19 protein-coding genes, 1 tRNA gene and 2 pseudogenes are annotated in these 20599 nt (G+C 42.5%); 20 read left to right on the top strand and 2 right to left on the bottom strand.

The window, feature by feature from the left end:
• Positions 1–4: 4 nt before the first annotated feature.
• From KVG29_RS01705 to KVG29_RS01690, 4 genes and pseudogenes are all read left to right on the top strand, one after another.
• Entirely contained in the window at positions 5–721 is a 717-nt protein-coding gene (locus KVG29_RS01705) for a hypothetical protein (RefSeq protein WP_252226003.1), read from the top strand.
• A gap of 47 nt (positions 722–768) precedes the next feature.
• Positions 769–2034 carry an SEC-C metal-binding domain-containing protein gene (locus tag KVG29_RS12355; protein ID WP_276576336.1) on the top strand — a complete coding sequence of 422 codons (1266 nt, stop codon included), beginning with the start codon at positions 769–771 and terminating at the stop codon, positions 2032–2034.
• Positions 2035–2069: 35 nt separating this feature from the next.
• Positions 2070–3152, top strand: coding sequence for a DUF1841 family protein (locus tag KVG29_RS01695; protein WP_252226002.1), 1083 nt, complete (start codon positions 2070–2072; stop codon positions 3150–3152).
• Between the two features lie 120 nt (positions 3153–3272).
• Positions 3273–3770 (top strand): annotated as a pseudogene (locus KVG29_RS01690) (transposase); the annotation flags it as partial.
• A gap of 607 nt (positions 3771–4377) precedes the next feature.
• Here the strand turns inward: KVG29_RS01690 and KVG29_RS01685 are convergent.
• Positions 4378–5646: an alpha-L-fucosidase gene (locus tag KVG29_RS01685; protein ID WP_252226001.1), complete on the bottom strand. Its 1269-nt coding sequence runs from the start codon at positions 5644–5646 to the stop codon at positions 4378–4380.
• Positions 5647–5801: 155 nt separating this feature from the next.
• Between KVG29_RS01685 and KVG29_RS01680 the strand changes: the two genes are divergently transcribed.
• From KVG29_RS01680 to KVG29_RS01655, 6 genes are all read left to right on the top strand, one after another.
• A complete protein-coding gene (locus KVG29_RS01680) occupies positions 5802–6623 on the top strand; it encodes an AraC family transcriptional regulator (RefSeq protein WP_025747414.1) in 822 nt (273 codons plus the stop codon).
• 178 nt (positions 6624–6801) lie between these two features.
• On the top strand, positions 6802–7590 hold the full coding sequence (locus KVG29_RS01675) for an MBL fold metallo-hydrolase (protein ID WP_252226000.1): 789 nt from the start codon (positions 6802–6804) through the stop codon (positions 7588–7590).
• Positions 7590–7961, top strand: coding sequence for a VOC family protein (locus tag KVG29_RS01670; protein WP_025747412.1), 372 nt, complete (start codon positions 7590–7592; stop codon positions 7959–7961). The genes KVG29_RS01675 and KVG29_RS01670 overlap by 1 nt, the downstream gene beginning before the upstream one ends.
• A gap of 40 nt (positions 7962–8001) precedes the next feature.
• The gene (locus tag KVG29_RS01665) at positions 8002–8211 is read left to right on the top strand and encodes a DUF6485 family protein (protein WP_025747411.1); all 210 of its coding nucleotides are present in this window, start codon (positions 8002–8004) and stop codon (positions 8209–8211) included.
• Between the two features lie 136 nt (positions 8212–8347).
• The gene (locus KVG29_RS01660; RefSeq protein ID WP_252225999.1) at positions 8348–8521 is read left to right on the top strand and encodes a hypothetical protein; all 174 of its coding nucleotides are present in this window, start codon (positions 8348–8350) and stop codon (positions 8519–8521) included.
• A gap of 229 nt (positions 8522–8750) precedes the next feature.
• Positions 8751–10823: a thioredoxin domain-containing protein gene (locus KVG29_RS01655; protein WP_252225998.1), complete on the top strand. Its 2073-nt coding sequence runs from the start codon at positions 8751–8753 to the stop codon at positions 10821–10823.
• Between the two features lie 104 nt (positions 10824–10927).
• Here KVG29_RS01655 and KVG29_RS01650 read toward each other — a convergent pair whose 3' ends face one another.
• Positions 10928–11275, bottom strand: coding sequence for an alpha-helical endospore appendage domain-containing protein (locus KVG29_RS01650; RefSeq protein WP_252225997.1), 348 nt, complete (start codon positions 11273–11275; stop codon positions 10928–10930).
• Positions 11276–11483: 208 nt separating this feature from the next.
• Here KVG29_RS01650 and KVG29_RS01645 point away from each other — a divergent pair, with 208 nt between their 5' ends.
• From KVG29_RS01645 to KVG29_RS01600, 10 genes and pseudogenes are all read left to right on the top strand, one after another.
• Positions 11484–12179, top strand: a complete 696-nt coding sequence (locus KVG29_RS01645; protein WP_252225995.1) for a PHP domain-containing protein — start codon at positions 11484–11486, stop codon at positions 12177–12179.
• 318 nt (positions 12180–12497) lie between these two features.
• Positions 12498–13124 carry a nucleotide exchange factor GrpE gene (gene grpE / locus KVG29_RS01640; protein ID WP_252225993.1) on the top strand — a complete coding sequence of 209 codons (627 nt, stop codon included), beginning with the start codon at positions 12498–12500 and terminating at the stop codon, positions 13122–13124.
• A gap of 4 nt (positions 13125–13128) precedes the next feature.
• Complete coding sequence (locus KVG29_RS01635) at positions 13129–14835, top strand: Hsp70 family protein (RefSeq protein ID WP_252225992.1); 1707 nt, start codon at positions 13129–13131, stop codon at positions 14833–14835.
• Positions 14836–14841: 6 nt separating this feature from the next.
• On the top strand, positions 14842–15450 hold the full coding sequence (locus KVG29_RS01630; RefSeq protein WP_252225991.1) for a tetratricopeptide repeat protein: 609 nt from the start codon (positions 14842–14844) through the stop codon (positions 15448–15450).
• A complete protein-coding gene (locus tag KVG29_RS01625) occupies positions 15425–16813 on the top strand; it encodes a tetratricopeptide repeat protein (protein ID WP_252225989.1) in 1389 nt (462 codons plus the stop codon). The genes KVG29_RS01630 and KVG29_RS01625 overlap by 26 nt, the downstream gene beginning before the upstream one ends.
• 89 nt (positions 16814–16902) lie before the next feature.
• Positions 16903–16977 (top strand) — tRNA-Ala (locus KVG29_RS01620).
• A gap of 119 nt (positions 16978–17096) precedes the next feature.
• On the top strand, positions 17097–17888 hold the full coding sequence (locus KVG29_RS01615; protein WP_252225987.1) for an alpha/beta hydrolase: 792 nt from the start codon (positions 17097–17099) through the stop codon (positions 17886–17888).
• A gap of 14 nt (positions 17889–17902) precedes the next feature.
• A pseudogene (locus KVG29_RS01610) lies at positions 17903–18058 on the top strand (carbohydrate ABC transporter permease); the annotation flags it as partial.
• A 288-nt stretch (positions 18059–18346) separates the two neighbouring features.
• Complete coding sequence (locus KVG29_RS01605; protein WP_252225984.1) at positions 18347–18763, top strand: MarR family winged helix-turn-helix transcriptional regulator; 417 nt, start codon at positions 18347–18349, stop codon at positions 18761–18763.
• Positions 18764–18787: 24 nt separating this feature from the next.
• On the top strand, positions 18788–20539 hold the full coding sequence (locus KVG29_RS01600) for an ABC transporter ATP-binding protein (RefSeq protein ID WP_252225982.1): 1752 nt from the start codon (positions 18788–18790) through the stop codon (positions 20537–20539).
• Positions 20540–20599: the final 60 nt, after the last annotated feature.

Genomic DNA, 20599 nt, shown 5'->3' with positions numbered 1-20599 from the left:
GTTTATGAGCAAAGCTGTAGTTTTCTCAAGGCCTATAAAGCCGGAATGGCTTGATAAGACGGTGGAATTTTTGTTGCAATGTCAGGATGAAAAACAGTCAAAAGATATACTCTTGGAATTTTTGTCTTCTTACATAAAAGACCGTACCAATCTTCTGAAAACCAGAAGCATTTTAGCTAGGATATGGCTTGAAGTTGATGAAAACAAAGGTTTAAGGGACAGAGCTTTAGAAGTATTTAAAACCTGCAATAATTCTGAACGCCTGGCAGTACACTGGGCTATGATGCTTCTGGCCTTTCCCATTTTCAGGGACCTTTGCGCTATTATAGGCAAGTTGTCAGACATACAGGAAGAAATAACCCTATCTCAGATAAAACGCAGGATATATGAAGTATGGGGTGAAAGAAGCACTCTGAAGCATTCCATACCTAAGAATATAAAGACGCTGAGAGAGTGCGGTGTACTTGAACAAGTAAAACCTGGGGTTTATAGGGTGCTTAAAAGGGAAGTTAAAAATAAAGATGTTATTTCTCTGCTTATATATGCAGTTCTTAAAAGTAGGGACAAGCTGTATCACAGCGTTTGGGAACTGGAAAGGTTTAAAGAGCTTTTCCCTTTTATTATAGATGTTAGTGTTGCCGATCTGCACAGCCATGGCGCATTTGTGTTGGATAGGATAGGCGGCGAGACTGTGGTGAGCATTGGGAGGGGATTTTGCTAGCTGATATGTTTGTTGTGAATTAAACGTTAAAAGAAAGGGTGTATAATATGCTTGATAAATCTGAAGTAAAAAGCCTTATATTTCATCCGGAAAAAGTTGTAAGGAAGTATGCAATGGAGTTTTTTGCTGAAGGTGGTATCGGCGACATAGAGGTTACAAAAATGATGCTGGAATTATACAGCAAAGGGGTTGATGACGAAGAAGCTTTGGACATATTGAGCAGTATGCCGGACCTTCCCCACAATGAGGAAACCCTAAAAAGGCTGTGGGAGATAGAACCGTCTCATCCTAATATAGTTTTTCACGTTGACAGGACAATTGTGGAAGCTGATTTAGAGCTTTTGAAAAGGCTGCCCGATGTTCGACCGAGGGAGCAAAAGTATATGGATATTTTGGAAAAAAGGTTTTCGATTGCCTCTATGGATACCGAAAAGTTGTGGGAGACTCTTTGGGAATACAGCCAATCGGGGTTAGGCAAAGGTTTCCGCGAGTTTGATTACAATTACGGTGAGCTTATAATAAAGGAGCTTGCCAGGCGCAAAGATTTTCCGATGGATAAATACTTGGAAAAAATACAAATCGACTATCCTGAGGAGTATAACGGGTGGGATGATACTTATCTTAGCGTTCTTGCCGGAGAACTCAAATCAAAAGAGTCAATACATTTTCTAGTAAAGACCATTAAGATTAACAGCGATTTTCTTTGTGAACGTGCCGCAGAGGCTTTGGTCAGGATTGGTATAGCCGAAGTGGTGGAAGCCATTGGCAATGAGTATTTGAATGAGGGGTTTCATTTTAGAATATACGCCAGTGGAGCGTTATCGAAAATAAAAATAAAGGAAAGCGAAGAGCTTATGCTGAAGTTTTTTCCCAAGGAAACGGACGTGACGTTAAAGACCTATCTTGCTTACGGATTGGCCAAGCTCTTTTCCGTTGACTCTATTCCCATGATTTTGACTTTGCTATGGCATGGCTATGACAGATTTTTTATCAACCTTGAAGAATCTGCCTACGTCCTTCATGTGGTACATGGTCTGCGGCATCCTGATATGGATAAATGGTATGAGGGTATTAAGCAGGCTGAAGAGAAGAAGAAAAGGGCGAAAGAAACTATATCGGACGAAAAGAGTTTACTAAAAATTTTCGAGGAAGAGCTAGAAGAGCGGCTCAAAGAGGCTATTAATGAACTAATTCAGGAGAGGAAGGTTAGAGAAAAGCTGAATAAAATCTATTCCGGCGAGGTTAAAGTAGGGAGAAATGAACCATGTCCGTGTGGGAGCGGCAAAAAGTATAAGAAGTGCTGTGGGAAATAGAGTGATATTTCCAGGCTAAGTGAAGGGGGATATTTATGAATAAGGATAGCATTGATAAACTGATGGAGTATACGGAAGATCAAGCTGTAAAGAGAGTACTAGACGACCATCCTGATCTGCAAATTTTATGGGAACGACGGCCTTTTATTGAAGGACCTATCGAAATCAACGGAGTAAATCCTATATTGCACATATTGTTGGAATCCATAGTTGAAAATCAAATTTTGCTTAATAATCCTCCTGAGGTTAAAGATGCTTTGATAAGATTGATGGATAAGGGCATGTCACACCATGCTGCTAGGATGACGATAGCTTCTGTATTAGCTAATTTTATCTTTAAAGTATTCAAAGAAGATGCACAGTTTGATATAAAAGGTTATTTGGATTATATAAATGTGTTGGGGCGTAGTTTGGAAAAAGTCGGGAGGAATGACCCCTGTCCTTGCGGGAGTGGGATCAAATACAAGCGTTGTTGTCTCAGTAAGATTGAAAATATAAAAACAATAATAGGTAATTTAAACATGAAAGCCATTGATGATAGGATTATTCTGGGTGGGGGGAAGTATGCATCAATAGAATATCTTAGAACTGTGTCTTCAAATGATCCTCTGTTGTTGCTTGAGAACAGAGCTCATATAGCTGATTTCTTAGAAGAAATGGATGATGTAGAAGGTGCTTTAATGGTACTTAAAGAGAATGCCGCTACAGCAGGGAATTTAAACGATGAAGGGTTTATTAAGAATGCTTATCTGGATTTGCTGTTTTTCTATCAAAATCATGCCGATAAGTTTGCCGAGGATGGACTAAAGCTAATAGACAAAATTTTGCCTCTTTCAAAAGAGAGGGATGAAATAGGAACATTGCGCTGTGATAGGGCAGATTTTCTTGGAAGGCTGGGTAGAATTGAGGAGGCGCAAAAAGAGTTTGAATCAATTTTTGAGGATATGCCCGATTGGTACTTTGGGCGATATAGATATGCGCTTTTTTTGGAGGATATAGGGCAGAGAGACAAAGCTATTGAAGTGTTAAAATACTTGTTATCAATTAAGGATAAACTGGATTATGCCACGTATACCGATGTATCGATTGCTTTGAAAAGCATGGGTGAAGATGTGTAAGCAGTAGAGAAGAGGTATACGAATTTGTAAGAGACTGTCCAAAATTTTGTGTATGGATGAATGAGAAAGCTCCTTTCTGGATAAAATTAACAACATAAAATCAGAAAGGAGCGTTTTATTATGGGTGTTTTACCAAAAGAAGTGGTAAGAGAAATAATTAAGGAAAACAATTTTCAAACTCCTCAAGAGATTATGAAATTCTTGAAGGACTCCTTTAAGGATATCCTTCAAGAAATGCTGGAGGCAGAAATGGATGTTCATCTTGGTTACTCTAAAGGTGAAAAACTGCCTGCCAACTCTGACAATACCAGAAATGGCTATAGCTCTAAGACTGTACGTAGTGAACTGAGACCAGTTGAATTGAATATCCCAAGGGACCGCAAAGGAGAATACAATCCTAAAATAGTACCTAAATACTCAAGAGATGTTTCTGGCATTGAAGAAAAGGTTATCTCTTTGTATGCCAAAGGGATGAGCACCAGAGACATTCACGAACAAATCAAGGAACTGTACGGAGTAGAAGTATCGGCTGAGCTGGTAAGTAAGATAACTGAGAGGATAGTACCTGAGATAAAGGAATGGCAAAACAGGCCGATTGAAAAGGTGTATCCATTCATCATCGGTATTTCCTTCTGACGGTGCGCTTGAGAAGATGCTGTATCTTGCGTCCATAAATGTAATGAAGAAATGGACGCAGAGGTATCGTAATTGGGACCAGGTATTAAATCAGCTGTTGATAATATACGGCAGCAGAATAGAAAATTATGTTATATAAGTTGTTAAAAACTTATTAGGACAGTAAAATATTGGTTTTTGCCACAAAAGATATTCCTGGAAAGCTCTTTGAGATTTTGCAAAGGAAGGAGGAGAGTATACTATACCAGTATAAAAATTATCACCAAAAATATTCTATTTTATGCATAAAATATAAAGAAAAGGTAACAATAGTAATGTATGAAAGACATTGTTACCAGGTTAAAGTGACACAATAAATAACGCCAGAAAGGAGCTAAAAGCTCCCATACACAAAAATATTTACACTCCCGCCACTTTCAAGGATGAAAAATTGCCACTATGCTTAAAAATAACGTCTATATTTGTCAGATAAGTTGAAATTTATACGTAAATTTTTACTGATCGGTCTGTCGATCAATTTCAATATTGTAGTTAGTGTCACATTAAACCAGCTACCACATCTTTCCCAGACGTGGTAGCTGGTTTGTATTTATTCCTCCAATTCCAGCTCCACAACGGTGTCAATCTCATCAGGCAGTTTGGAGCTCCTGAGGTTGAGGAATATGGCATCGCCATAATGGTGTGCATTCCAGGGTTTTTGGATATTCACTTCAGAGCCATCGGCCAGTAGCCTTGCTCTTTTGACTTTACCTTTTATGCCCTGAATGGCGATGGGGCCTATACCCCTTTCGAATATATGAGCGTACAGCTTGTTGCCTTTCCTTGTATAGCGTCCCCATTCGGGTTTTGGCAGGCCAGCATTGCCGCAACCATATATGCTTTCACCGTTTTTGCTCATCCATTTTCCAATTTCGGTGAGTATCTCAACGCTCTCCTCTGGGATTTCTCCCTTTGCATTGGGGCCAACGTTGAGCAGGAGGTTTCCACCCTTGCTTACGCATTCAACCAGCGCTCTGATGAGCTGCTTGGACGATTTAAAGTCCTTATCGGCGGCTGCATAGCCCCAGTGGTTGTTCATGGTGATGCATGCCTCCCAGGGTATGGGATTGCCGGCCTCATCCACAACGCCTTCAGGCGGTATGATCTGTTCGGGGGAAGCGAAGTCACCGGCATAGATTTCTTTATTCACTGACCGGATGTTACCGCCCAGCCTGTCATCTATTATGATATGGGGTTGCAGGGAGCGGACCATTTTAACCAGCTCGGTAGCCTTCCAGGTTTCACCTGACATGTTGCCGTACGAGAAGTCAAACCACATTATATCGATCTTTCCGTAGTTGGTAAGGAGCTCCCTTACTTGTCCGTGCATATATTCTATGTATCTGGGAAAATCATGCTTTTTGTCCTTCCAAGTTTCATTGTCCCTCATTGGATGGAAGCTGTCACCATATGCCGGATAATCGGGGTGATACCAGTCCAGCAGCGAATAATAAAACCCTACTTTTAGGCCTTCGCTCCTGAAGGCTTCAACGTATTCTCTTATGAGGTCCCTGCTTGCGGGGGTTTTGGTTGCCTTATAATCGGTGAGCTTGCTGTCGAACAGGCAGAAGCCGTCATGGTGTTTGGCTGTCATGACGGCATACTTCATTCCGGCTTTTTTTGCCAGGACTGCCCACTCTTTGGGGTTGTAGTTTACCGGATTGAACTCCTCAAAGAAAGGCTGGTAGTCTTCAATTGAGAGTTTTTCGTGGCTCCTTACCCATTCACCCCTTGCCGGGATGGCGTAAAGGCCCCAGTGGATAAACATGCCGAAACGCGCTTTTACAAACCATTCGATGCGCTCATTTGCTGTTGACATGCCATTACCTCCCTTTTAGTATTTGCACAAATAACAAAACCTCTTAGCAGATTATATTGAAATTATGGTATAATAAAAATGGAAATTTTTAATCTTTGGTTGTTCAAAACTAACTTTTTACGTATGAGGAGTTTTAATTATAAGAGGGTTGGCCGATGAAGCATGATAAAGCGCTGCTTATAAAGAACTATCTGTCTAATCTTCAAGTAGATGTCCAGGTGGCAAGTTACACGTGCTGTCCTCAGAGTTGGGCCGATTTTGACTATGTGCCCGATTACAACAAGTTTTATTATATATGCGATGGGGAAGGGTGGCTTAAAATTGGAAGCGACGAGTATTATCCTAAGCCCGGACAGCTGTTTTTGATGCCGGCAGGTGTGGTGCAGTCGTATTCTACCATAAGCGAGAACACGTTCAAAAAATACTGGTGCCATTTCACGGCAAAAGTGGGAGAGATGAATCTTTTTGATATCGTGAGGACTCCGGTGTTTGTGGATGTTGGCGATGATCGAGAGCTTAAAGAGCTTTTTGCGGCTCTGGTTGACAGTTACCACAGCGGCGGCTTTACGGATGCTCTGCGGCTTAAAGGGATTATGATGGAGATCATAGCCTGGTATTTTGACAAATTGTCGTTGGACGATATACAGCTTTATGCTTATTCCTCCACTCAGGAGCTAGGCGAGGTGTTAACCTTTATCGAATCCCATCTTAATGATAACATAACAATCGATGACCTTGCCAAGATTGTGCATTTTCATCCCAACTATTTCATAAAATTTTTCCGGGATCACCTTGGTTGCTCGCCAATGCAGTACATAAACAGGCTTAGGTTGGAGAAGGCCAAGCATCTGCTTAAAACCACTGATTTGACGGTTAAGGAGATTGCTGATATGATTGGGTTTAACGACGCAGGGTATTTTTCAAAGGTTTTTAAAAGATACACTGGGTTTTCACCGCAAGAATTCAGAAATATCTAACTGAGCATAAGTGCTTGCGGATATTTTTTAGGATGGATAAATAGCGCTGTAAGGAAGGTAGGTATTATCGTGGATTAAGAGAAAGGGTAAGACGTGCTTTGAATAGATGTATAATTTTAAAATACACATAGTTATTTGAAAAAACAGCGCAATTTATGGGGATAGGAGGTAACGGCAATTGAAAAAGGGTGTAAGTGATCGTATCATTGATGCGCCTCAGGCTAACATCTGGTATTTACATCACAGCGGCTTTGCTGTTGAAACCGCTGGGCATTTCCTGGTGTTTGACTACTCCTGTGATAAACCCGAAAGTGAAGCAAGGAGCCTTGAAAGCGGCATTGTTACTCCGGACCAGCTGGATAAAGATAAGAGGATATTGGTGTTTGTGTCCCATGGCCATGGGGATCATTTCAATAAAGTTATCTTCGATTGGCAAAAGGATAGGCCGGATATCGTCTATGTTTTGAGTATCGATATTAAGCGTATGGTAAAGCTAAACTGGGAAAATTCATATGTTGTTTTCCCATACAAGATACTGCATATAGATGATGTGATGATAAAGGCCTATGGCTCTACCGATATAGGCGTATCCTTTTTGGTCGAAGTTGACGGGCTTAAGATATTCCATGCTGGAGATTTGAACTGCTGGTACTGGTACTATGAGTCAACACCTGAGGAGCTTAAGCAGGATAAGGAAAGCTTTGAGAGGGAAATAGATAAAATGGCGGGAGAGCCAATAGATATCGCATTTTTCCCGGTTGACCCTAGGTTGAAAGAATATTATCATATGGGAGGGGAGCTTTTTATAAACCGGTTGAGGCCTGACCTTTTTGTACCAATGCATTTCTGGGAGCAATATGATATTACGCGCAAGTTTGCTGACAGGATGAAAGGCCTGCCGACAAAAGTGGTATCCCTGTCCCACAGGGGACAGAAGATCATATATAAGAAAGGGAGAGATGCATGATGAAATTTAAGATGGCGCATACCAATTTCAACGTCCTGGACCTGGAAAAGAGCATAGCTTTTTATGAAAAGGCTCTAGGGCTTAAGGAGCTGAGGCGAAAGGAAGCCGAGGATGGGAGCTTTATTCTGGTGTTCATGGGCGATGGCACTACAGAACATCAGATAGAGCTCACCTGGCTGCGGGATCGAAAGGAGCCGTATGACCTGTCTGACAACGAGATACACCTTGCTTTCGTTGTGGATGATTTTGAGGCAGCCTATCAGCATCACAAGGAGATGGGTTGCATTTGCTATGAAAATAAGAAGATGGGGATTTACTTCATTGAGGACCCTGACGGATACTGGATAGAGATTATTCCGGAGAAGAGATAAGCTTAAAACAGAGACAACATTGTCAAGGGGGGATGAGGGCATGGCAAGCAGGGATTGCAGCAACATGGCGAGCAATTTGAAAAACTGCACGTGCAGCTATGATTATTGTAGCCGTAAGGGTAAGTGCTGCGAGTGCCTTTCCTATCACTGGAGCCGAAAGGAGCTGCCGGGGTGCCTGTTTCCGCCGGAAGTGGAGCGTACATACGACCGCTCTCTGAAGAGGTTTATACAGGTTTACGGCAATAAGTGATTTTAAGGTATTCCTTGAAAGAGTTATGGTGGTGTTATATCTTTGTATTTGCAGGTATATGTGATTGGTAACTTGTTATGGTGCTATATTAAAGTTGGCTTACGGTTAACGGTGCCCGAGGGGAGGCTTGAATGGCATGCCAAGGAAAAGGAGCGGTATTAGCCAAACCAGAAGCCTGCTGTATGGCTTGGCTCGTTTTCTAGGGGATGTCCAGGCCATCAGCAAAGGATCGAGGGCTGTTGCCAAACGGGTAGCGCGCAGAGCTGCAGGCAGGACGACTGCCAGGGCTCTCAGAAAGTTGTTTAAATGACGTCTGGGGTACTGATTGAGCAGTACCCCATTTTTGTTTTGGTTATAAAGTTATCCAAATGTATATAAAGCTCATTGTGGAATGGATGTGTAGATGCATCATATAAAAAATCCTTGTGAATTTTTGCTTTGCTTAAGGTTATATCTAGAAAAGTATAAGAAGTACTGCTGATGATAAAAATAAAAGTGAAAAGATGGTTACTTTATCCTAAATATGAAAGGAAGTTGACATGGACGGGAAAAACCGTAAACCAAACAGGCTTATTTCGGAAAAATCTCCGTATTTGCTTCAGCATGCTTACAATCCTGTGGACTGGTATCCGTGGTGTCAGGAGGCTTTTGATAAGGCAAGGCGGGAAGATAAACCTATATTTTTGTCCATCGGGTATAGCACTTGTCACTGGTGCCATGTCATGGAAAGAGAATCCTTTGAGGACCAGGAAGTGGCCGATATACTCAACGAAAATTTTGTCTCCATAAAGGTGGACAGGGAAGAAAGGCCGGACATAGATCACATATATATGACGGTATGCCAGGCCCTTACCGGCCATGGAGGATGGCCCCTCACCATTATAATGACGCCTGCTCAAAAGCCTTTTTATGCGGGGACCTATTTTCCTAAACACGGGCGTATGGGCATGCCGGGCCTTATCGATATACTAAAAGCGGTTGCCCAGGCCTGGAGGACCAACAGGCAAGGCCTTATTGAATCGGGAAATAAGATAGTTGAAGCCTTGCAGGATCAGTTTACACTGGATTCTAGAGAGAACGATTTGACGAAAGAAGACGTGCACGAGGCCTATAGAGGGCTTGAGCGCTCATTTGATCCGGTATATGGTGGATTCGGTCCTGCACCTAAATTCCCCATACCGCACAATCTTTATTTTCTCATGCGGTACTGGAAGGTTACCGGTGAACAGAAGGCTTTGGAAATGGTTGAAAAGACCCTAGATGCGATGTATCGAGGGGGGATATTCGACCATATAGGATACGGATTTTCGCGCTATTCCACCGACAGTAAGTGGTTGGTACCGCATTTTGAAAAAATGCTGTATGACAATGCGCTGTTGGCCATTGCTTATCTGGAGGCCTATTTATGCACCAAAAAAGATGTGTATGCTGAAGTGGCAAAAAAGATATTCACCTATGTTCTCAGGGATATGACATCGCCTGAAGGGGGATTTTATTCGGCTGAGGATGCTGACTCTGAAGGAGAGGAAGGGAAGTTTTATCTTTGGACCCCAAACGAGATAAAAGATATTTTGGGAAAAAGAGAGGGGCAGATGTTTTGTGATTATTACGGCATCACGGAAGAAGGGAATTTTGAGGGGAGAAGCATTCCAAATCGCATCCACACATCAGCACCCGTAAACCAGGATGAAGCCTTGATTGCGCCTTTGCGGCAAAGGGTATTTATGCGTCGAGAACAGCGCATTCATCCTTTCAAGGATGATAAGATTTTGACATCATGGAACGGCTTGATGATAGCTGCCATGGCTATGGGCGGCAGGATACTGCAAGACCAACGCTATGTCCAGGCGGCCGAAAAGGCAGCGGAGTTTATATTCCATAAACTTGTGGATAAAAGCGGCAGGCTGCTGGCCCGCTATCGCCATGGCGAGACGGCATATCCGGCTTATCTGGATGATTATGCGTATCTGATTTGGGGATTGATTGAGCTCTATGAGGCTATATACAAACCAGCTTATCTGCAGTATGCTATCAGAGAAACCCAGCAGATGATTCGCCTGTTCTGGGATTCCGATAGGGGTGGATTTTTTCTGTACGGCAGCGATGGCGAGCAGCTAATTGCGCGGCCAAAGGAGGTTTATGATGGAGCCTTGCCGTCCGGAAATTCAGTTGCGGCTATGAACCTGTTAAGGCTGGCAAGATTGACTGGAGACCTCAGGCTGGAAGATATGGCCATAAGTCAACTAAAGGCTTTTGCCAATGTGGTGAAGGAACACCCTGCTGTTCATACTTATTTCATGATGGCTGCTATGTTTGCACTGTATCCCACCAGGGAGATAGTTTTTGCCGGTTCTAAAGAAAACCAGGACGTCATGGATATGATAAAGGCTTTTAATTCTGTCTTTGTACCTCATACTGTGAGCCTTTTGCATTCAGATGATGAAGAGGGAAGACAGCTGGAACAGATGGTACCGTATATAAAGGACCAAAAGCCGCTAGACGGCAGAGCTACTGCTTATATATGTGTAAATTTTGCCTGTAAGGTTCCAATAGCCGATAAAAATGAGTTTTTAAAAGAACTTGCAATGGGTAATGAGCAGAACAGCAGGTAGAGAAAGGCTACAAATCAGGCTATAACTCTGAAGGAGTTTGCTTAAATGGTTTATTATATTAAGCCAAAGCTTTGCTCAAGCAAGGCTTTGGCTTAATATACAGTTTAATCGTCTTTTTCTTTACATCTGTCTTTTTCTTTGTAAGTTTTGCACAGTTCGAGTATATTTTCAAATTTAAATTCCAATAACATTTCCTTTTTTATAATGTCTTTAAGCACTTTGTCGACGCTTTTATCTATTAGTACAAGTTCTTGTAGCTTATCTTGTGTTGTATCGCTATATTTTTCATCCCCTGTACATTTGATGACTTCTTGAATTTTCTCCGCTTCTGCATTCAAAATGTGTGCAAGGCTGAGTTCTTCAAGTGCGATTGAAGCTAGTAACAATTTAATGGTTTTGTCGATAGATATTTCTATTTTGGGTTTGATATCGGGGATTGTGGGCATGCTCATATAAACACCTCCTCTATAATTTAAGTTATGTAAACCTTAGATAAAAGGTGGATACTTATATATCCATAACAGTTGATAGATATATTTAATTTTAGAAAGAATTATTGAATAAGAAATTGCTTTTTATTATAATAAGACGCGTGTGATAAAATCTATGACATTATTAAGGTTGTATAATTTATGTTAATTAACAAAGGAGACGATGCAGTTGAAAGGGCAATCGTTTTTGATTGATACCCATGTGCATACCTCGGAGGTAAGCTCATGTGGCAAGGTTTCAGCCGTGGAGATGGTGCGGTATTACAAGGATGCTGGCTATCAGGGCATAATTATAACGGATCATTATTACGACGGCTATTTCGAGCTACTTGGGGATCAGCCGTGGGAGACCAAAGTGCAGAAGTTTCTGTCGGGATATAGAGCAGCGCTGGAAGAAGGGGGGCGCATTGGACTGCGTGTCATGCTGGGCATGGAGCTGCGCTTTCATGATGGCGTAGAGGATTATCTCGTATACGGAATAGATGAGGATTTTCTCGTCGAGAATCCCGAGCTTTATAAACATACGCTAGAAAGCTTTAAAAAACTGATAGATAACCACAACATGCTTATATTCCAGGCACATCCGTTTAGGGTAGGTTTAAAGCCCGCTGATCCCGACCTTCTTCATGGAGTTGAGGTGTTTAACGGCAATCCCCGCCATAATTCCCACAACGACCTGGCCTATGAATTTGCTGCAAAAAACGGCCTTCTTATGATTGCCGGCTCGGATGCACACCAACCGCAGGATGTAGGCAGGGCAGGGATATGTTTACCTCACCCCATTTGTTCAGTCCGGGAACTGGTGGAGTACTACAGGGAATTTAAACAGGTTGAGATAGTTATAAATTGTGAAGACACCGGTTAAAAAATGTTCTCGAGTTAAAGGTTTTGTGGAAAGGGCAATAGATGGGATATGAATAATAATCCTTTTACTTGCCAAGTTAGCTAAGCTATTAATAGGTACGTTAACAAAGCCGAGGTATGTCCAGTTGAGTTTGCTTATTTAACCATTTGCTAAGGCTTTGTTTGCGCAAAATTTACAGCTAATATTTTATTTTGTTATGGACATGTTAGCTTTTAGGTGGTATTATTAAATTGATTTATTTATTGATTTGGTGGGCTGGTAGGAAAGCCTAAAATGGTATAGCCCGAGCGGAAGAAGTTTTATTGGGGAGAGTTCGGAATGATTGATGTAGCTAAAGAGTTACAAGGGTTTGTTGAAGGTTTGCACGAAGATTCCGTTGAACGTTTTTGTGATATCGCTGACGTCATTGGCGAATTTAACAAGGTGTTAAATAAACTGGGGAAGGAGCAATACAGGTATTCAAGTCAGTTAGACGAAATTATGATGTTCCTTGAAGAACAAGGGAATTACCATAAGGAATGTGTTTTTTTGCAGCAGCAAAACAGAATGAAGGATATGGAAGTAAAAAGACTCGTAGCTGTTTTATTAAATATACTTGATTTATATGAAGATTTGTATAGGTATTCATTGAAATACGGGGATGAATCATGGAAAGAGCAGATGACCATGCAATGGAATAGGACGGGCATTATGCTGAAACAAAACGGTATTGTGAGGATTGAAGGTATAGGAGAGCTCTTTGTTCCTCAGCTTTACGTGGTTGAAGAGATAAGACAAGTTCCTGGCATTCCAAATGGTCAGATTGTCGATATTATCAGAAGCGGCTACATGTATAATGGGGAAATAATAAGAAAAGCTAAAGTTGTTGTCAATCAAACATTAGAGGAACAAGATGAACAAGCTTTAAACTGCGCTGAAGCCGACAAGGGGAAGGAAGGTGTATAATTTTATGAGCAGAATAATAGGAATTGATCTGGGGACATCGACTTCAGAAGTAGCTATACTGGAAAACGGCAAACCGAAGGTTATTCCTAATTCTAAAGGCCAAATAATAACGCCATCGGTGGTGGGGATTGACCAGGATGGCAATCTTTTAATTGGACAGGATGCCAGGGATCAGATGCTGTTTCGTCCCAAGGACACGGTTATCGAGGTAAAACGTTTGATGGGTTCCGGACAAAAGGTGTCCATGGGTGGTAAAGAATATACGCCGCAGGAAATCTCTTCATTTATTCTTAAATACTTAAAGAAGTGCGCCGAGGATTATCTGGGTGAGGAGATAACGAGAGCGGTAATAACTGTCCCCGCATATTTTACCGACGAGCAGCGCAGGGCAACTGTAGAAGCGGGTAACCTGGCTGGACTCAAGGTAGAAAGAATCATAAATGAACCCACTGCTGCCGCACTGGCTTATGGTATTGATAACATGGAAAACAATCAATATATTCTTGTCTATGACCTTGGAGGCGGGACACTGGACGTTACCGTGTTGGAGATGTTTGAAGGAGTGCTGGAGGTCAAGGCGAGTAGCGGCAATAACAAGCTTGGAGGTAAAGATTTTGATGAGCGACTTATGGACTGGCTCATGCAAGAATTCAAAGCCCAATATGATATAGACCTTTCTAACGATGTAAGGGCACTAGCCAGGATTAAGGAAGCAGCTGAAGCATGCAAGATTGCTTTAAGTACGCAGGAAGAGTATAAGATAGAATTGCCTTTTATTGCCGAGAAAGATGGCAAACCCGTAGCACTTGAAAGGGTAGTAACACGTGATATGTTTGAAAATCTTATAAAAGACCTCGTTGAATCCACCATTGAACCCATAAACATTGCTCTGGGGGATTCGGGGCTAACAAAGGATGACATTGATCTGGTTTTCACGGTTGGGGGTTCGACAAGGATTCCACTGGTTAGAAGATTTTTAGAGTCGGTGATGGGACGACAACCTGTGTCCCCAGTGGATCCTGATCTGGCAGTTGCCATGGGTGCAGCTATTCAGGCAGCTATTATCAATCAAGAGCTTTCTGCTGAAAAGGATATACTGATAACCGATGTATGCCCTTACACCCTAGGGGTAGAGGTTCTCGAGTTTGTTGCAGGGTTCCCGGTTCCTGACATGTACGATGTCATAATTCCGAGAAATACCACTATTCCCGTTGTAAAAGAAAAGGTATACAGTACAGTGGTAGATAACCAAAAAAAGGTGGAAATAAAGGTTTACCAGGGAGATTACAGGAAAGCCTCGTTGAACAACTTTCTCGGCAAATTTATTCTTGATGGGATACCTCCGGCCCCAGCGTTTAAAGAAAAAATAAAGGTGAGATTTTCCTATGATGTTAACGGGATATTAAATGTCGAAGGTATCATACTGAGTACCAATAAAAAAGCGGGCATTACAATTGAAACTACAGGTGTTAAGATGGAGGAAGAATTGGACCTTAGCAATTGGAAAGAGGCTCCTAAAGCTCGGAAATACCGTGGAATTATCAGGCGTGCTGAAAGGCTGTTAGATGAAAATCCCGATTCGCCTTTATTTGCGGAATTGGATGGAGTTGTAAAAGATTTAAAGAAGGCGTTGCTTAAAGAAGATGATGATTCTGTTTTGGAAGAATTAGCAGAAACTTTGAACGATTTACTATATGATATAGAAGGATGAATGGTAATGTTTAAGGATTTAAGTAGCAAATATTACAGATGGGGATTGGCTTTGGCTTTAGAAAATAGGATTTCCAGCGCAGTAGAAGTGCTGGAGAAAACGGTTGTATTTGATGAAAGCAATTGGAAGGCATGGAATGTACTGGGGCTGTGCAGATACCGCCTTGGAGATTTTGATAAGGCAAAGAAGGCGTGGCAAAAGAGCCTCATTATTAACTCTGAAACCAATCCCGCAGCTCGGTACCTGAACGACATGGAAAGCGATGAGTTTAAATCCCTTCAAAAACAGTACAACCTTGCTTTGGAATTGGCTCTGTTAGGGAAATATAGCCAGGCCATAAGGATAATTAATGGCAATAAGTTTCTCAGCTCATCATTTGTTCGTTCACTTAATTTACTGGGTTTATGCCTGTATGGAAAGGGTAAATTTAGGAAAGCCAGGTTAAAGTGGGAGATGGCATTGAGCCTGGATCGGGATAATCCTTGTTCAACAAAATATATTGCTGAAAGTATGCGTTTATCGAATAATCGGAACTTCTTAGTTGATTGGTGGAAAAAAGCTTTCAAATTGAGTAAAAGGGGATTGAGGGATGAAGAATTATTATCAAATTCTTAATGTGCCCACTAATGCTTCGCAGGCGCAGATAAAAAAAGCGTATTTCTCACTGGTGAGGAAGTATGACCCTGAACGCTTTCCTGAGGAGTTTATGGAGATTCGTGAGGCCTATGAGGTTTTGTCGAATGAACAGACACGCAGCGAATATGACTCTATTATGACCATGGAACCAGTTATTCGTAATGTTTATGAGTATTGCCGTAAGTCTTTTGAAGAGGGAGATTATGAGGAAGCTATCAATGGGCTTGAAGAAATAATCAAAAGGGTTCCAAATCTCTCTATCGTACAGGAATTGTTAGGAGAGGCTTACCTTAAAAACGGCAATACTGTAAAGGCGATAAACGTTTTTGAAGATTTAGTTAGGAAACACCCTGATAATGCATCATTTATCAGCAATTTAGCCAATGCATATCTGGAACGAGGCTGGCATAAAAAGGCTTTAAAGGCCTTTAAAAAGGCAATAGAACTGGATGAGGATAACCTTGCTATTTGGCTTGGGTTGGCAGAGGCGTATTATTTAGCCAAGGATTACGATAGGCAGCGGCAGGTTTTAATAAGCGCATTGGAAAAGGCGCGAGAAAAAGGATGGGATAGCGTATCTCTGTATTTTAATATAATACAAAATGACATATTAACTGATAATATGGATGTATTCAATATACATCTGGAAGAACTGAGCAAGCTTGCAATAGAACGGGAGGATATAAGAGAAGCAATAGGTTGGGCAATGGCTGAACTCGGTCGCGTTCTTGTGCAAAACGGTATGATTGACGTGGCAAGAGCTGTTATCGATAAGACGATATCAATAATTCCCGATGTTCAGGAGTTATTGGATTATAAAGAGAGGTTGGATAGGTTTGGCGAACTGCAAAAGATATTAGAGGCTGCATATGATGACCCTAAACTCGATAGGGTAGTTGTTGATTTTGTTGCTTTGGAAATAGTTCCAGAGGATTTTTTGGACAGTGTTTTTCCACCCGAGATTGCACAATTTTTTATGGAGTACGGACTTGTTGATGATGTTTATTCGTATATAAAATCTATACTTTATCTTAAAGAGAAATACCCGGAACTTTATGCTGTTAAAAGAGATTTCTTCACAGCACTGGAAAATCCTAATCAACGTAAGAAGATGCTGCGCAGATATCGAATGGAGGAACGGCGATATACAAGTATATTTAATCTGTTTAAGGGTTTGATGGGTGAGGGTTCCGAGGAATTAGAAGAAGATGATGATTATGTTGAACCATGGTACAGCTCTAGCGAGCCTTATGTTAGAGAACAGCCTAAGGTAGGGCGGAATGACCCATGCCCCTGCGGCAGCGGTAAAAAGTATAAGAAGTGCTGTGGGAAAATAGAGTAATGTTTTGGGCAGGATTGAAGAGGCGCAAAAAGAGTTCCTATTATAGCTTGAATTTTTGATAAAAAATGAGTATAATTATAATGCGGTGCGGGGCTGTAGCTCAGCGGGAGAGCACCACACTCGCATTGTGGGGGTCGAGGGTTCGAATCCCTTCAGCTCCACCAGTGTTAGGACCACCTGGATGAGTCGGGTGGTCTTTTGTTTTTTATGGTGTGTTTAAAGCAATATGATTGCGTATTGCAGATGTCTAGGTTCTGTGTTAAGCTGTAAAGGGGTGATAACTATGGCTATAATCGATGTCAACTATTTTTCAAATGCTCTTATGAGAAATGTTGTGTACAAAGCCGTTATTCCTACAGATTCACCGGCCATGAAAAATATTGCGCCAAATGAGATGAAACCTTTCAAAACGCTTTACTTGCTGCATGGAATCATGGGTGGATACAACGATTGGCTGGTGAATACCCGCATAGCCAGACTGGCTCAAAAGTACAACGTGGCGGTGATTATGCCTTCGGGGGATAACAGTTTTTACGTTGACCAACAGGCGGGGCATAACTATTATGGCGAGTTTATTGGGCGTGAACTGGTGGAAGAAACGAGAAAATTGTTCCCGTTGTCTTTTAAACGGGAGGATACCTTCATAGGAGGGCTTTCCATGGGTGGTTACGGGGCTCTCAGAAACGGGCTTAAGTATTATAACACCTTTGGCGCTATGGTAGCCCTTTCTGCAGCATTGATAATCGATCAGGCTGTGGCTTCCAGCGAAGAGGCCGAGTGGGTATTTGCGCGGAGAAGCTATTATGAGTATGTCTTCGGCGATCTGTCAAAATTGAAGGGCAGCGATAAGGACCCCGAATTCCTTGTAAAGAAGATAAAAGAGGAGAAGGGTGTCATCCCCAGGATTTATATTGCTTGCGGGACGGAAGACTTTTTGGTAGAGAACAACCGCAAATTTAGAGATTTTTTGGCGGCAGAAGGCGTTGAGCACACCTATGTAGAGGATAGAGGATTCCACGACTGGAGATTTTGGGATAGATACATAGAGAAGGCGTTGCAATGGCTGGTGGAGTGATTTTATCAGATTGGCTGGCTTTGAGAGCATTCAACGATGCCACCACCAAAACCAACTGGGGTGGATTGCTGGCCATGTCAACTCTTTCACTGGTACCTGTACTCATAATTTTTTCTGCTTTCCAGCGCTATTTGGTTGAAGGCATTGCAACCACAGGCCTTAAAGCTTGATTTCTGATAGTTATAGTCATAACTGAAGGTTCAAAAATGAGGGAAGGGGTGAGCTTATGAGCTTATGCCCTCCTCTTTTATTTTTTGGAGAATTAATTTTGTTGACACCAATTATTTTAATGCTATATAATTCATGTGTGAAATATTTGACAGATTTGCTATAGGTAATTTTTTATATTCTTTGCAGTCTTGTCGTGCTCACGAAAAGATAGTTATGATGTCCATTGCAGGATTCATTCCAGCATTAAGGTAGGCAGGCGATAAGCAAATCTAACGGAGGTGATCCAGGTGAATGGTTCTTTGGAGCTGGAGGTTTACAAGGCTTTGAGGGATGCGTACAACGGCATCAAGAGGGAACTGCACAATAAGCTGGCACAGAACGGCATCACTTGGCCCCAGTTTCACGCGCTGTATCATATCGGCGATGAGGGCATTCCCAGCCACGAGCTGGCAAAGGAGCTCAACTGCAATGCCAGCAACATGACAGGGCTAATTGACCGCATGGAGCAGAACAACTGGGTTTACCGTGTACACTGCAAGGACGACAGGCGCGTGTGGTTGATTAAGCTGACCGAAGAGGGCAAGAGGCTAAAGGAAGAGCTGATTCCCAGGCATCAAAAGAATATAGAAGAGAGGATGGGGGTGTTAAGCCAGGAAGAGCTGAAAACTCTTAAAAACTTGCTGGATAAGCTTATGAAAGGGTGATTAGGGGGATAAAGGGGGATTTTTATGAAGGAATTGAGGGCGCTTATGCGCTTTATGAAGCCCTATAGGCTTCATATATTTGTTGCTACAGTTTGCATGATAATGGTTACGGCAATGAATATGGCCGGTCCGTGGATGATTCGCAACCTGATAAGCACGGTGACCCAAAGCATAGAGGGGAAGGCAAGCATAGCCCAGGTCAATTTCCTTGCGCTGGCCGTAATTGCGATATACTTGTTGAGAGCGGTGTCGCAGTTTGGTACCAACTACATATCTCACTATGCCGCGTGGAAGATACTGGAGAACATAAGGAGCCATCTTTATGACCATCTGCAGAAGCTGTCGCTGAGGTTTTTCCATGACAAGCAAACGGGAGAGCTCATGTCCAGGGTTCTCGATGACACTCGAAACTTTGAACAGCTGTTGGCTCATGCCATCCCAACTCTGGTGGTCAACGGCTTGATGCTGATCGGAGTGTCTGTCATCCTGTTTTCCATGAATTTGAAGCTGGCACTTTACACACTTATACCTATTCCCTTGCTTTTCTGGATGGTTGTGAAGTTCAGCAAGATATCCCGTCCAATGTTTAAGGAAGCGCAGAAAGAAATCGCAGAGGTTAGCGCAATTCTTCAGGATAATTTTTCCGGGATCAAGGAGATCAAGGCTTTCACTCAGGAGGAATATGAAAGCAAACGCACTTTGAGTCGGATAGCCGCTTACACCAGGGCCATATTGCGAGCGCTTAAGCTGAGCAATGCTTTTCATCCCAGTATAGAGTTTGTATCCGGACTGGGGACGGTTATAGTCATATTCTTCGGTGGCAGGCTGGCCCTGGCCAATCAGCTGGCGCTGGAGGATTTGGTGGCTTTTCTGCTGTACCTTAATACCTTTTACCAGCCCATAACTTCATTTGGGATGATAAATGAAGGTATACAGCATGCGCTGGCCAGTGCTGAACGGGTGTTTGAGATATTGAATGAGGAGCCCGAGATAAAGGATGCCCCCGATGCAATAGAGGTGAACAGAGTCAAGGGCAAGATAGAGTTCAGAAATGTAAGTTTCCGCTATGTCGATGACGTGCCGGTGTTAAAAAACGTGTCCTTTAAGGTGAATCCCGGCGAGATGATAGCACTGGTAGGCCCCACGGGGGTGGGTAAGACCACCATTGCCAACCTGATACCCAGGTTTTATGACCCTGATTCCGGCCAGATCCTAATAGACGACATAGACATAAGAAAGATTAAGTTGAGCAGCCTGAGAAAACAGATAAGCATGGTGTCGCAGGACGTATTCTTGTTCAATGGTACCGTGAAGGAAAACATTCTATATGGTCGGCCTGATGCCACTGATGAAGAGGTCATTGCAGCCGCAAAGGCTGCCAATGCCCACGATTTTATAATGGAGCTGCCTGAGGGATACAACACGAGGGTAGGCGAAAGGGGCGTGAAGCTGTCGGGAGGGCAGAAACAGAGGATTTCCATAGCCCGTGCGCTTCTTAAGGATGCACCAATATTAATTTTGGATGAGGCTACTTCATCGGTCGATACCCAAACTGAAAAGTTAATCCAGGAAGCTCTGGAGAATCTTATGAAGAACAGGACCACCATAGTGATAGCCCATCGCCTATCGACCATCCGCAATGCTGACCAAATCATCGTGCTCAAGGATGGTGAAATAGTGGAAGCCGGCAGGCACAACGAGCTTCTCAAGAAAGGGGGCCTGTACAGCCAGCTGTGTAAAGCGCAGAGCACTGATGAGCAGCTGGTGACCGTTTAACAAGAAAATCGTCGATTGGTTTGTGAACCATGTAAGCAAGGCTGACAAGGACTATGCGGA

This window comes from Caldicoprobacter algeriensis (genome assembly GCF_023838525.1).
Lineage (GTDB): Bacteria > Bacillota > Clostridia > Caldicoprobacterales > Caldicoprobacteraceae > Caldicoprobacter > Caldicoprobacter algeriensis.
Note: the sequence above shows the minus strand (reverse complement) of the source record. Positions and strands in the feature narration are given on the sequence as shown.

Coding starts and splice junctions, on each gene's coding strand:
- KVG29_RS12355 (WP_276576336.1), top strand. CDS start 769: ATGCTTGATAAATCTGAAGTAAAAAGCCTTATATTTCATCCGGAAAAA.
- KVG29_RS01670 (WP_025747412.1), top strand. CDS start 7,590: ATGAAATTTAAGATGGCGCATACCAATTTCAACGTCCTGGACCTGGAA.
- KVG29_RS01705 (WP_252226003.1), top strand. CDS start 5: ATGAGCAAAGCTGTAGTTTTCTCAAGGCCTATAAAGCCGGAATGGCTT.
- KVG29_RS01615 (WP_252225987.1), top strand. CDS start 17,097: ATGGCTATAATCGATGTCAACTATTTTTCAAATGCTCTTATGAGAAAT.
- KVG29_RS01635 (WP_252225992.1), top strand. CDS start 13,129: ATGAGCAGAATAATAGGAATTGATCTGGGGACATCGACTTCAGAAGTA.
- KVG29_RS01695 (WP_252226002.1), top strand. CDS start 2,070: ATGAATAAGGATAGCATTGATAAACTGATGGAGTATACGGAAGATCAA.
- KVG29_RS01655 (WP_252225998.1), top strand. CDS start 8,751: ATGGACGGGAAAAACCGTAAACCAAACAGGCTTATTTCGGAAAAATCT.
- KVG29_RS01680 (WP_025747414.1), top strand. CDS start 5,802: ATGAAGCATGATAAAGCGCTGCTTATAAAGAACTATCTGTCTAATCTT.
- KVG29_RS01650 (WP_252225997.1), bottom strand. CDS start 11,275: ATGAGCATGCCCACAATCCCCGATATCAAACCCAAAATAGAAATATCT.
- KVG29_RS01665 (WP_025747411.1), top strand. CDS start 8,002: ATGGCAAGCAGGGATTGCAGCAACATGGCGAGCAATTTGAAAAACTGC.
- KVG29_RS01685 (WP_252226001.1), bottom strand. CDS start 5,646: ATGTCAACAGCAAATGAGCGCATCGAATGGTTTGTAAAAGCGCGTTTC.
- KVG29_RS01625 (WP_252225989.1), top strand. CDS start 15,425: ATGAAGAATTATTATCAAATTCTTAATGTGCCCACTAATGCTTCGCAG.
- KVG29_RS01600 (WP_252225982.1), top strand. CDS start 18,788: ATGAAGGAATTGAGGGCGCTTATGCGCTTTATGAAGCCCTATAGGCTT.
- KVG29_RS01630 (WP_252225991.1), top strand. CDS start 14,842: ATGTTTAAGGATTTAAGTAGCAAATATTACAGATGGGGATTGGCTTTG.
- grpE (WP_252225993.1), top strand. CDS start 12,498: ATGATTGATGTAGCTAAAGAGTTACAAGGGTTTGTTGAAGGTTTGCAC.
- KVG29_RS01660 (WP_252225999.1), top strand. CDS start 8,348: ATGCCAAGGAAAAGGAGCGGTATTAGCCAAACCAGAAGCCTGCTGTAT.